The organism is Staphylococcus sp. HMSC06C11, from assembly GCF_001808345.1.
Lineage (GTDB): Bacteria > Bacillota > Bacilli > Staphylococcales > Staphylococcaceae > Staphylococcus > Staphylococcus capitis.
The window spans coordinates 1-13,916 of sequence record NZ_KV793046.1; the positions used below are offsets into that span (position 1 = coordinate 1).

The 13,916-nt window shown below is 33.7% G+C and carries 12 protein-coding genes; all 12 read right to left on the reverse strand.

What is annotated here, in order from left to right; genetic code table 11:
• On the reverse strand, positions 1-1,096 hold a 1,096-nt coding region (locus tag HMPREF3154_RS08120; protein ID WP_141741646.1), incomplete at its 3' end, for a YSIRK-type signal peptide-containing protein.
• Positions 1,097-1,400: 304 nt separating this feature from the next.
• A complete protein-coding gene (locus HMPREF3154_RS08125) occupies positions 1,401-2,087 on the reverse strand; it encodes a Crp/Fnr family transcriptional regulator (RefSeq protein WP_023351014.1) in 687 nt (228 codons plus the stop codon).
• A 161-nt stretch (positions 2,088-2,248) separates the two neighbouring features.
• Positions 2,249-3,193 carry a carbamate kinase gene (gene arcC, locus HMPREF3154_RS08130; RefSeq protein WP_037550664.1) on the reverse strand — a complete coding sequence of 315 codons (945 nt, stop codon included), beginning with the start codon at positions 3,191-3,193 and terminating at the stop codon, positions 2,249-2,251.
• Positions 3,194-3,211: 18 nt separating this feature from the next.
• Positions 3,212-4,642: an arginine-ornithine antiporter gene (gene arcD, locus HMPREF3154_RS08135; protein WP_023351012.1), complete on the reverse strand. Its 1,431-nt coding sequence runs from the start codon at positions 4,640-4,642 to the stop codon at positions 3,212-3,214.
• A gap of 375 nt (positions 4,643-5,017) precedes the next feature.
• Complete coding sequence (gene argF / locus HMPREF3154_RS08140; protein WP_030059225.1) at positions 5,018-6,025, reverse strand: ornithine carbamoyltransferase; 1,008 nt, start codon at positions 6,023-6,025, stop codon at positions 5,018-5,020.
• A gap of 124 nt (positions 6,026-6,149) precedes the next feature.
• On the reverse strand, positions 6,150-7,385 hold the full coding sequence (arcA, locus tag HMPREF3154_RS08145; protein WP_037550668.1) for an arginine deiminase: 1,236 nt from the start codon (positions 7,383-7,385) through the stop codon (positions 6,150-6,152).
• Positions 7,386-7,722: 337 nt separating this feature from the next.
• On the reverse strand, positions 7,723-8,184 hold the full coding sequence (locus tag HMPREF3154_RS08150) for an arginine repressor (RefSeq protein ID WP_002436164.1): 462 nt from the start codon (positions 8,182-8,184) through the stop codon (positions 7,723-7,725).
• A gap of 186 nt (positions 8,185-8,370) precedes the next feature.
• A complete protein-coding gene (locus HMPREF3154_RS08155) occupies positions 8,371-8,586 on the reverse strand; it encodes a hypothetical protein (RefSeq protein ID WP_070474618.1) in 216 nt (71 codons plus the stop codon).
• Positions 8,587-8,612: 26 nt separating this feature from the next.
• Positions 8,613-8,816: a hypothetical protein gene (locus HMPREF3154_RS08160; RefSeq protein ID WP_030062669.1), complete on the reverse strand. Its 204-nt coding sequence runs from the start codon at positions 8,814-8,816 to the stop codon at positions 8,613-8,615.
• Between the two features lie 745 nt (positions 8,817-9,561).
• The gene (locus HMPREF3154_RS08175; RefSeq protein ID WP_030062672.1) at positions 9,562-11,082 is read right to left on the reverse strand and encodes a M4 family metallopeptidase; all 1,521 of its coding nucleotides are present in this window, start codon (positions 11,080-11,082) and stop codon (positions 9,562-9,564) included.
• 332 nt (positions 11,083-11,414) lie between these two features.
• A complete protein-coding gene (locus HMPREF3154_RS08180) occupies positions 11,415-12,254 on the reverse strand; it encodes a M23 family metallopeptidase (RefSeq protein ID WP_037550672.1) in 840 nt (279 codons plus the stop codon).
• A 204-nt stretch (positions 12,255-12,458) separates the two neighbouring features.
• Entirely contained in the window at positions 12,459-13,697 is a 1,239-nt protein-coding gene (locus tag HMPREF3154_RS08185) for an ArgE/DapE family deacylase (protein ID WP_030062674.1), read from the reverse strand.
• Positions 13,698-13,916: the final 219 nt, after the last annotated feature.

Here is a 13,916-nt window from a genome sequence, read left to right on the forward strand (position 1 = left end):
AGTCTGAGTTGTAATCACAGTCTGTGTCTGAATCATAGCTTGCGTCTGAATCATAGCTTGAATCTGAATCATAATCTAAGCCTGAATCACTATCTGAGCTATAATCACAGTCTGAGTTGTAATCACTATCTGTGTTGTAATCACAATCAGTATTATATTCACTGTTTGTGTCGTAACCACTATCTGTGTTGTAATCATAACTTGTTGAATCAGTATCATAGTCTAAGCTACGATCCGAGCCGTAGTCACAATCTGTATTGTAATCACTATCTGTGTTGTAATCATTGCTTGTTGAGTCAGTGTCATAGTCTAAGCTACGATCCGCGTATAAATCGCAATCTGAGTTGCTATCTAAAGCTGAAACATTTTCAGCAACGTCTCCATTAGCTGAGACATCAGATGAATTATCTAAATCATCATTATTATTTTCGGAAACACCACTTATTGCTTCTATATCGTAATTGTTAGAACCTGCTTGAATACCATTTTCACAGTCTGCTGATTCTGACAATGATTGATTAGCATCATTATTTTCTTCTTGAGTTTCATATTCTTGGGCTTTTTGTAATTCATCTATATTATTGTCGTTGTTCACTTGGTTATCTGTTTGTTCTTGCACTGATTCGTTGTCAAAAGTTTGTTCATTTGCAATGCAGTTATCAGTTGATTGGGCGTCAACTGATTCATTCTCCGTATTACGTGTGTTAATATCTGTTGAAACATTTTCTAATGATGTAGCATCTTCTTCTTGGGCTTTGGATGATGCATCATCACTATATTCAACTTCGTTCATAGGAACTTCATCAATAATACAATCGTTGTCTATTTGCTGAGTTGGTTGTTGCTCGTTATAGTCGTTTTGTGTGTTTTGAGTTTCTGTTAACATTTCTTCTTGCTGGCCTTGATCAGTAATACCCGAACAATCTTCATCCACTTGTGCCTGAGTTAATTCAGTTGAAGTCTCAGCCGCTTTAGCTTCATGATTCACTCCGAATATTAATGTTGCACCAACTAATATTGATGCCGTTCCTACTGTAAATCTTCTAATGGCATACTTATTGTGCCTGTTAGGCACGAAATCCATTCTTTTTCTCAAATTACTTCTCTCCCTAAAAAAATTTTGTGATTTATATAATCACACAGAATATAATACTACAATTTCTTTTTATATAAAAGAGTTAATTAAAATGTTATTAATAATTCACAAAATATATGAAATTTGTTTTTGGTGTTATTTTTTGAATTTCAATTTTATTTCAGAATATTTAGCGTTTCAACGTATTATTTTTATATTAGTAAATTTTTTAAGAAAACAAAAAGCGTTAGTTAAATAATTCATATGAATATCATTTAACTAACGCTCTAAAGTAATTATGAAATATTAAATTTTTTAAGTGTCATTATAAATCTTTGCTGATTAACCAGTTTTTATTACTTTTGAATAGAACTTTATCCTCTCGAAGTTCATTAATGATATGACCTGTGGTTTCTCTAGATATACCGGCCATATCGCTCAACAGTTGTATCGTCATGAATTGCTTAATTTCATAAAATTCATCATTATCATAACCAACTGTTTGGCAAAGATAGCGTAATATCTTTGTTACGCGTTCTTTCGCAAGCTTGCTGGTTAACGCCATATTATATTCAATGTGTTGGCATTGTGTTGCACTCAATAATTCAAATAACCTTACAAAGATATCCTCATGATTTTTACAAAGATATTCAATTAAATCTTTAGGTATGCCAATCACTTCGCAATTCGTCAATGCGGTGCACATTTCATTTGGCGCCTTATCTTGAAATAAATTGTTTAAGGGAAATAACACTTTTTCTCTATTTAAATAACGATACACATCACCATTAAGATTAAAGTTTTCTCTCATTATATTCCCTTCTATTAATAAATAGATATGCGTCGTTTCATCTGACGAAAAGTAAATTACCTGACCCTTACTATAATGTCTCACAAAGCATTGGCTTTTAAATGGAAGTAAGACACCTACAGGTATATGAATATATGACGCTAATTGTTTAAAACTTTCATCAAGTTCATTTTCTCTACAAAACATTTGATTTCCAGCCATAACATAAACTCCTTACTACCTAAGCTATTGGATAGAGGAACAACCAAACATCTTTTACAAGTTGTTAACGGGGTAAGTGTCAAAGAAGAACCGCTTCAAAGATGTTATATTTTTTGATTAGGGGGCCATCGTTCTTAAATCTCCAATAGCATAATCATTCATTATTTATGAATATGTGTACCTGCTTGCTTGTCGAACGCTTGATAAGCATTTTCCAAATTAGTGATGATCGCTTCTTTATGCTCCCCACTTTCAACGAAATCAATCGCCGCTTCTATCTTAGGTAGCATTGATCCTTCAGCGAATTTACCCTCTTTCGCGTAACGTTTCAAAGTTTCAACATCAATATCTGTTAACTTTTCTTCATTAGGTTCTTTAAAATTAATATACACGTGCTCTACATTGGTTAAAATCATTAGCGTATCCGCATCAATTAAGGCAGCTAACTTCTCGCTAGCGAAGTCTTTATCAATGACGGCGTCAACACCTTCATAAGTATTATCTTTCTTAATAACAGGTACACCGCCACCACCACATGCAATGATGATATTTTTTTGTTCAACAAGTGTACTTATCAATTTATGTTCAAGTATTGAAATTGGTAAAGGTGATGCGACAACCTTTCTATAACCACGACCAGCTGAGTCTGCTTTATAGATAGCCTCAGGTTGCGCTTCTTTCAATTCTTGCATCTCTTCTTCAGTATAAAATGGACCAATCGGTTTAGTTGGTCGATCAAATCTCGGATCATCTTTATCGACTTCTACACGAGTAATAATAGTACCGACAGCTCTGTCACTGCCAATCTCAGATAGTACACGGTTAATTTCTGTTTCTAACCAGTAGCCTATCATACCTTGTGTCATAGACCCACATACATCAAGTGGCATAGCGGGCGTTTGTTCACTATCAGATTGAGATTGTTGAATCAATAAATTACCTATTTGAGGACCATTACCATGCGAAATGACAATATCATTATCGGATTGAAATAGTGGTTTAAGTGTTTGCATGGTCATGCGAATAGCCCGTCGTTGTGCTTCTGCTGAACCTTCAGACGTCTGAATCGCATTACCACCTAATGCGATGACAATTTTTTTATCCATAACAGTTCGCTCCTTTTTCTAGAACACGTTAATCGCGCCACTACATAGTCGTATAAGTCCGACAATAGATAGAATGATAATGATAGCGAAGAAGATATAGTCAATGCGTGTTAAGCGTGTTTGGTTATTTTTTTGAACGATTGAATAAACGATAAGACCAGGAATGTAAAGCAACATTGTTAATAATAAATAATCAAATCCTGCAGCATAGACTAGCCATACTGCGTATAATGAGGCGAGTATACCTATTGTCCATTGTTTAGGTGTCGCGTGTTGTTTATGTTCAATAGTGTACTTAACTTGGTAAAAGGCACTGAACATATATGGGTATAAAATGGCACTAGATGCTAATGAAAATGCAAATTGGTACGCGCTGTCAGTGAACAACATACTAATCAAGAAAATTTGAACTAATATGTTAGTGATTAATAATGCATTGACTGGTGCGCCGTTTTCATTTTCCTTAGCAAACCATTTCGGGAATAATCCATCTTTCGCAACGATAAAAGGCAACTCTCCGGCAAGTAGTGTCCAACCTAACCATGCACCTAAAACTGAGATAATTAGTCCGATGTTTACAAGTGTTGAACCCCAATCACCTACGATGTAAGCAAGGACATGTGCCATAGATGGTGCGTTTAATTGAGAGATATGGTTTTGAATGATAACACCTTGTGCTAATACAGTTAATAAGAAATAGATGAGTAACACTGAAATTAATCCTATTACTGTTGCAGTACCTACATCTTTCTTACGTTTGGCACGACTTGAAAAGACGACAGCACCTTCTATACCGATAAATACCCATACAGTGACGAGCATTGTACTTTTCACTTGAGACATTGTGTCTCCAAAGTTAAATGGTAGTGCACCATGTGCATTCATTCCGAAGAATCCTTCTTTAAAAGTTTCAAAATTAAAGGCAACTAACATGCATATAATGACTAATAATATAGGTATTAACTTGGCAACCGTAACAATACTATTAATAAACGCCGCAGTTTCTACCCCTTTAAGTATTAAAAAGTGAACACCCCATAATAAAATTGAAGCAACGAGTATACTTGGGAATGTGTTACCACCTTTAAAAATTGGGAAAAAGTTACCGACGGAAGACATTAGTAATGTTGCGTACGCGACGTTCCCTAAAAATGCAGAGAACCAATATCCCCATGCACTTGCAAAGCCGATAAAATCGCCAAAACCAGCTTGGGCATAACTGTATATACCGCCATCAAGATCCGGTCGTTCATTTGTAAGGTTTTGGAAAACGAATGCTAATGAAATCATGCCTATGGCTGTGATAACCCATCCTATAATAATGGCTAAACCACCAGCTTGTCCTCCCATATCAGACATGAGATTGAATGCACCGCCACCTATCATTGATCCTATTACAAGACCTATCAATGATGATCGACTTAACTTATTTTCTCCTTGTTCGCTCATATTCATTTCTCCTTTAGAAGTAGGAATCTATAGACTTACTTTTCCCTTTAATTGTTATCATTGTGCTGAAACTAATAGTGTATTTTCTTTCATTCATATCCTGTCATTAAGTCAGTATGCGAGAGTGGGTGTTGTGGAAAGGTGTGAAAGATAGTTACGACCGTTACATTAAACGGGTTAGTAAACATGTGACTACGGACGGATTGATAACGGTCAATTCGTAACGACTTAATGATGATGAACGTTTAATCTTGATTCATCACTGCTCGAATATGATAAACACAATCACTCATTTGACTTCATACACTTGGAGTGGCTCAATTTGTTTTGTATGTTGTAAGTCTATAGTTCCTCATGATGTTGTGTAGATTTAATCTAGCCTAGTGTAGCAGCCATAACAGCTTTAATTGTGTGCATGCGATTTTCGGCTTGATCAAATACTTTAGAGTGCTCACTTCTAAAGATTTCATCAGTAACTTCCATTTCACTGAGGCCATATTTATCATATATATCTTGACCGTATTCTGTTTGTGTATCGTGAAATGCTGGTAAACAATGTAAGAAGATTGTACTGTCTTTACCAGTTAATTCGAACATCGCTTTATTGACCTGATAGTCCTTCAATAAATTAATGCGTTCTTCAAACTCACTTTCTTCGCCCATAGATACCCATACATCTGTATAAATAACATCGGCATCTTTAACTGCTTCTTCGATCTTATCAGTGACTAACACGGAACCACCATATTTAGAGCCACAATCTCTAGCAATTTCTACATAAGCATCTTTAGGACTTAGTGCTTGTGGTGTACAAATTCTAATATTTACACCAAGCATCGCACCAGCTACCATTAATGAATGTGCCATGTTATTACGTCCATCACCGACATAAGTCAAATTAATGCCTTCAAGATGTCCGAAGTTTTCTTTTACTGTCATAAAGTCTGCCAACATTTGTGTTGGATGCCAATCATCTGTTAATCCGTTCCAAACTGGTACACCAGAGAATTCTGCAAGTTGTTCTACTTTCTCTTGTGAGAAACCTCTAAACTCTATACCATCAAACATTCTGCCTAATACTTTCGCAGTGTCTTCAACAGATTCTTTTTTTCCTAATTGTATATCATTTTTTCCTAAAAATTCAGGATGTGCACCTAAATCAATAGATGCGACTGTGAATGCAGCACGCGTACGTGTAGACGTTTTTTCAAAAAGTAATGCAATGTTTTTACCTTCTAAATAACGATGCGGTGTGCCTTGTTGTTTATACGTTTTTAACGTCATGGCAAAATCTATTAAACCTTCAAATTCTTCTTTGGTAAAATCACATTCTTTAAGTAGTGATCTTCCTTTTAAGTCAAATGGTTTCCGGATTTTTTCCATAATATACGCCCCTTTCATCTAATTAGTCGCAGTGTAAATCATCAGCGCCTTCAAAACTTAATATGATTAGTCTTAAAATTGAAAGCGATTTCAACTACACTATAACAGGTGTTTGAATACTATTCTATAAATCTTCTCTGAATAATGGTTGACTCATACATCTTGGGCCACCACGTCCGCGAACTAGTTCGCTTCCAGGAATTTCAATTACTTTAATACCGCGTTTTCTTAACAAATCATTTGATACATAGTTACGATCATATGTGACTACTACACCTGGACGGATACATAATGTGTTTGAACCATCATTCCATTGTTCACGTGCACCATCAATCACATCACCATTACCAGTTGGGATTAACTCGATATTATCAACACCAAGTACTTCCTCCAATGTTCGTTTAAGGTGACTTGAATGAGTGATTTTAATGTCATCACTAGCTTCATCATTTTCAATAATGAAAATGTTCATATTACCTTCAGCTTTAAGGATTGCAGAGTGCGTTGTGAACTTATCATAATCAATCATTGTACAAACTGTATCTAAGTGCATAAATGTACGGCTAGTTGGAATCTCAATTGCTACTACCTTTTTAAAAGTGGATAACGGATCTTTAAATATACGTCGTGCTAAGCGTTCGATAGCTTGAGCTGACGTACGTTCTGATATTCCAATTGCTAGTACTTCTTTAGAAAGTACAAGTTCGTCCCCACCTTCAATGTTGAAAGGACAATCACGGTCTAACCATACCGGAACATCCGCATCTTTGAATCGAGGATGGTGTTTTAAAATGTATGAAATGAAGATTGATTCTCTACGTCTAGCTCTCCAAAACATACGATTCACTGTAATACCTCGACCTATTGATGCTTGTGGGTCACGAGTGAAGTATAAGTTAGGCATTGGGTCTAAATAGAATGGATACTTGTCATCCATATACTCAACTAAATGCGTAGATTCTAATTTTATCTCTTCTTTACGCACACCAGCCATAACTTTATCAATCAACTCTTGATTAGATAATGTTGAGAATAATTTTTTTATTTCTTTCTCATGACCAAGAATTGTTTTACGAGATTCTGCTAACACATCATTGATGAATTGTTCTCTAATATCTGAATCTTCAATGCTTTCTGCAGCAAGTTTCTCTAAGTATAGTACTTCTACTCCTTCATCTTGTAACACTTTGGCGAACCGATCGTGCTCTTGTTGAGCAACCTCCAAATAAGGAATATCGTCAAATAGTAAACCACCTAAATAATCTGGAACTAAATTTTCTAACTCTTTACCTGGACGTTTAAGTAAAACGGTTTTAAGTTTACCAATTTCACTGTTTACTTGAATGGGTCCATCTGCCATATTCATTTCCTCCTTTTCTGTAACTTCAACATGAGTATATAGTGATTTCACATATATTTATGTGATTATATTCACAAGTTCAATGTAGAAAGTTTTGTACAATTTGGTTATTCAATACATTTATATGATTGTTTATACATTTTTGTATTGTTATTTCGTATGGAAAATGAATATTCAGCTAATATGAAATAATGAATGTTTCGATAAAAAGTTTTTTATTCACTTAAATGAATAGTTAGTCAATATGTGAATTAATAACTTTAGTAATATAAAAGACCTAGCAAACGCATGCAATACGTTTACCAGGCCTTTCGATTCATTATTCAGATATGAGAGATTATGAATAATTATGATTGAATATTTTGTAATACACATATTCAGCCATTGCTTTAGAATGAGTAAGTATCATAATAGTGTCGTTGCCACTTATAGTACCAACAATCTCTTTAAGTTGTAATTGGTCAATATAATAATTGATACTTTGCGCAAATCCTGGTGACGTCTTTATAAGTATATATGATTCTTTAATCACGGTACTAATGATTTCTGTTTCTAGATAATCATCTAGCTTAATTTTAGCGTCGATTTGCGATTGATTATTTAAAATTTTGTATTCAAATTGTTTGCTCTCAGCTGGCAGACGAAAAATATTAAGTTCTCTCAAGTCTCTCGCAATGGTTGTCATACTATAACGAATGCCAAAGTGATCATCAATATAATCAATGATATCTGCTTTTTTATAGATGTGATTTTGTTTAACAATCATGGTTACTAAATCCTGACGTTTACTCTTTTTCATTAAATGATAAACTCCTCACTAAATCTAATTTAAATTCATTTAAACTTTAATAATTCTTTTTATTTAATAATAATTTATCATTCTAATGTTAAAAATATATGAGAAAGTATGTAAAATTTTGTGACAAATATTGAGTAACACAGGTAGTACTATACATCACTTTAATGTATAACTGACATTGAACAATCATTTGTACAATGTATAAGATGTCTTATCTTTATAAATCATTCTAATCCATCCAATCATTAATAAAGCCGAATTAATGATTGATAATAAGTTAGAATAAAATGCAGATACGTGAATCAAATGAGTGAATATTAAAATATTAATGAAGAAAAGAATGATTAGTGTTGTAAATAAAATGAAATCTATAATATTCAGACCTTGCTCAGATTTATTCAACCCCAATCAACTCCTAAACCTTTCTATCATTGATCGTGTTTATCTTTCTTATTTATTCGAATCAAACTAATAAAAACGATAATGGTATAAATAGTGGCAACATAATTAGATTGGCTTTCTGACAACTTTACTATGTCAAAGGTATTTAAGAAGCACATCACTGCAACTATAAATAAAATGACAATCAATACGAAATCTTTTTTAGTTAACTTCTTTAATAATTTACGCACTTCTTATCTCCTAACACTTTATTTTCTATTTGGAATGTTTATGTTCATCCAATGACTTAAACAGATTAAGGACGACAATGATTATAAGAAGTATTAACGTAATGATTGGCGATACGTGTATTAAATTAAATATCTGCAAAACTCCAATTAAAACGGCTAATAAACTAATAATGATTAACAGAATATCAATAACTTCAAGTTGTTTTATCTTTTTCATCCTCTTCTCTCCTAGTAATATTGCTTTTAGAGCATAATTTTTCATTTATAAAAGATGTCACAATAATCATAAGCAATGCTAATAATACGACATTTAGTAAAGGCAACTTAAAAAAACTAACGAATCCCATAATCAATATTCCTATAACGTCTCTTAAATTAAAATCTTTCATTGGATCATTCGTGTTTATAACCCCTCATTTGTATTGTCTCTTTCACTCTTTATAACATTTATAAGATAGAATAAAAAGGTTAGGTAGAGTTAAGAATATCTATTAATAGTTTCAATCAATAGACTGCCGTCTCACTTCGGCTAGACAACCCGCAGTCTCCTCCCTAAGAATATTTTAAAGCCCCTACTCTACTGTTAGAGTAAGGGCCACATGAAGCCAAACATTGTTTGATCATCATTTATTAAGGCGTTTAATATTTGTAAGTGTTTAACATTAATTCTTGTTTATTAAGGCGTTGATTATGTTCGTTGATAGATTGTTTATGGCTGATTTAAACGATTTAAAGTTTCAATTATTTATACACCAACGTCGTCCCATGCATCTGCTACTTGGTTAGCTGTGTTTTTATCATATAAATCTAAAGCTGATTGATACAGCGCTTCTTTAGCATCACTAAAGTTTGAATTTGAACTTAAATATTCTGTGAGCGCTCTGTAGTAAATTTGTTGTGCTTTACCCTTTCCAATACTACGTATTGTATTGTAAGCTGCTTTATTAGGAATTCCAGAGTTAGTGTGTACACCACCATTATCTGATTGTGTATTTACATAATCATCCATGTGAGATGGTTGTCCAAATCGTTCGGGATTGGACATACTTCTTAGTGCATCTCCATTTTGTCCTGGTGTATACACATCCTCACCCATTAAGAAATCTTCATCATCGACAAAGTAACCGAAGACATCCGAGAAACTTTCATTTAAAGCACCTGATTGATTACGATAATTAAGATTCGCTGTTTCTTGGGTTACACCATGTGTGATTTCATGAGCTACAACGTCATTTGCACCAGATAGTGCTGTAAATGTTCGTCCGTCTCCATCCCCATATATCATCTTATCGCCAATCCATGCGGCATTATTTCTATTATCAGAACCTTGGAATTTGTTTACGTGGGCTAGAGAGATAATTGAACTTCCTCTATCATCATATGATTCACGACCGAAAGTATCTTTATAGTAGTCATACACTTGTTTAGCGTAGTAATTAGCGTCAACACCAGCACGTTGATTATCATCTGTGAAGTTTTTATCGTTATCTTTGATGAGCGAATGTTGGCCAGTGTTATCACTATAATTGTAAGCTGCTAATTGTCCTTGATGCGTTAAATCTTGTAACGCATATCCTCCATTTACACTATTGATATTAATTTGTTTCGTATCACCAAGCACACCTTTACCGGTACCTGTCGTCGCTGCTTCTTTGATGAGATTTAGTTTATCGACAACTTGGCCTGTTTCTGCATCAACTTTGATATTCCAATGTGAAATTTTAGGTATTGTGGTAATCAATTCTACATTGTAAACATACTTATTTGTTTTACCATCGATTTCTACTTTATTTGTTTTGACGGCGTCTTCTTTCATATTTTTCGCTTTTTTAGGATTAAGGTTAACCGCTTCAAACGCTTTTTTAGATGCTTGTTCTTTGTTGATCGACACCTCATTAGTTGGTTTCACCTTCTTCGCATCAGTGTCACCGTTAATTAATACAACTTTGCCTTCAGTATTCACATGTACTTTAACCTCCTCATCAGGAGCAAAGACGTTACCTACCTTAGGTTGTAAAGTGTAGTGCGTAAATCCTTTGTTGTCTTTTTTTACATCAGTGACAACATAGTCTTTATAATGGTTCTTAACGTTTTCTGAACCAGGCAATGCTTTAAGTGCTTTTGGTGCGTCAGTCTGTTGAGTAACCTTCGCATCAATGTCTTGTTTTACTGACTTGTCTTTAGCATGGCCATCCATAGTGACAAAGGGGCTTGCGACCGTAAGTGCTGCGATACTTGTAAGTGCATATTTTGAAAAATTTTTCATCTCGTAACCTCCTATAAATTTTTGAAAAAGCAACTTACGGTGCCATCGTAATTTTAATTTTCTGTTAAGTAAATGGAAACTGCATTTTATTCACATACTTTTCATTTATAAATTATTTGTATAAATAATATGTTCATTATGTCAAAAACTTATGTTAGTATTTAAACTTTGATAAACTGTATTTATTTATTTTTATTAATTAAACTGCAATAAAATTAATAATTATATTATGCATAATGAAATTAAGCGAAAGTGTATTGTGCGTAATACCTTTGATATCAAGGGTTTTGAAACATAAAAAAATTACTCGACATTCAATCGAGTAATTTCCATCAATCATTTTTTAATATTTCACCTTTAATAGGATTATTATAATCTTTAAATTGAATCTTCAATGATTGACCATTTTCCAAATCAGGGGCATTCATAACTTGAAAGTGTAAATGAGGTTCGGTAGAGTTTCCTGAATTGCCACACTGGCCAATCACTTCTTGCGCATAAATTAAATCCCCTTCATGTACAGTAATCGAATGCTTCTTTAAATGGGCAAGAACACTATACTCATGATCGCCATGCTTCATCATTACATAATTTCCATATGGCTCACTCTCATTTGTGTTTCCAGGCGTATTATCATTAATATGGTTCACAACTTTGACAACCTCTCCATAAATCGGTGCAACCACATTCGCCCCAAAACTATAATAATTTGAACAAAATTGACCACCATCATACATCGTTTTACCATTGACTAGTTTCACTAAATCATATGCATAGCGTTGCGTTTCATAGTTATAGTGGTAATTAAATAATTCGTTATCTCCACCCCAATATATTAGCCATTCATCTTTAATAGGAAGATCATAAGTCTGTTTCGTCCATTTATCTTTAAAATAATAGAGGGGTTTCAGTATTAAACTATAAATAACATCATTTTCCAATAACACGAAAATACCATAATTTTGGTATTCATCTAGCCAGATTTTTTCGCCACTCTTTTCATTACCTATATCAACATACAAAGTATGTTTCTTCGCATATTTCATATATAGATCTAATGTTTCCTTTAACATGCGTTTACTAATAGAGCGCTTAAAACTTTTAGAAAACATCCTATATAACTCATTGTGCTTTTTATTTTCGATTAGAGTAATTAATTTATTTAAGTCCATTTTCATCCCCCCAGATGTCCTATACATTAATATATATTCCCTAATTTATATATAATTATCATATTTCATCTTTATATATAAAAATTAGACCCTTACAAATAAAAGCCTATGAATTCACTAAAAATATCCATTCAATCAAAAATGCACAAAAAAGCCCACCTCACTTTTTCTAGCGAGATGGGCTTTCACCTTATCAATTAATACTTAAAATTCATCAGTAAATGACGTTAAGAAATCGATATAATAATCAACAAAATCAAGATAATTTTGTTTTTCAACACATTCGTCAACTTGATGAGGTCTAATACCAGGGCCGAACATTAAGAATGGGAAGTGCTCATCCTTACCACGAAGTAAGTTAGACGCATCTGTAACCGCAACAGTCGGCGTAATAATTAAACCTTCCTCATTAGGGAAATGTGCTTGTGCTTTCTCATGGCCAAGTTCTACCAATCTATTTTTACCAGTTGTTACAACAGGCGCTAAATCAAGATAGATTTCTTGAGATAAACTTGAACCATTTTCGTTAGCTTGTTTTAAATATTTATTAAATAATTCTTTAACTTTGTCATTATTATATTCTGGTATAGTACGCACGTTAAATTCAGCAGTCGCACTATCCGGTACAGAATTGACTTGTGAACCACCGTTAAAGATACTATTTGTCATGACTAAACCTTCAATTAAATCTTTAGCCTGTTCTTTAGTGACATTTTCAGGTAATTGACCTGCTAACTTATTCACCATATTACTGTAGTCTAAAGACTCACCTTTAACAGTTTGCGTAAGTTCTTCATATTCTTTATCAATATTTTGAATAAATTCGAGTAGTGGTTTAATCGCATTTTCACCTAAGAATGGCATTGAACTATGTGAAGATCTACCTTTAGAAGTGATTCGGAAATCCATAGAACCTTTATGCGCATAGACTAAACTTGGATAAGACGGTTCAGCGATAAGTAACGCGTCTAAATCGTCTGCATAGCCTTTTTCATATAATTGTGAAGAACCTGCTTGTTCCATTTCTTCACCAACAGTCGCCATAAATTTAATTGTACCTTTATTTAACTGGTTACTTTCTTTAATTTCGATTAACGCAATGGCTAATGCTGCTAAACCTGATTTCATATCAGCAGCACCGCGTCCATACAAGTAACCATTATCTTCAGTCAATTCAAATGGATCGTAAGTCCAGTCATCATGATTTCCTTCAGCGACCACGTCCATGTGACCTGAAATACCGATGACAGGTTGACCTGAACCAACAGTGGCAATTAAATTGGCACGTCCTTCTGAAACTTCATCTAATTCTGATTCAATTCCATACTTGTCGAACCACTTTTGTAAGTATTTCGCTACTTCCAATTCATTGTCGTTCACTGTTTTGATTGCGACGATATCCGATAGAATTTTGACTCTCTCTTCATTTGTTAATACACTCATGAATGATTACCACCTTTCCATGACTTCTATACCCACTCACTTTGAAAATTAATTTTCCGACAGAAAGTGAACTTTATCAAATTTTAATATTTCATTGATACAACTTAAATTACGTATAAGGAAAATTAAAATTCTTAAGCGCTGGTGCACTTTAATAAGGGGGAGGATATCATCATCATTGACCTTTATCAGTGTCTCTCTATTCATCATATCAGTTTT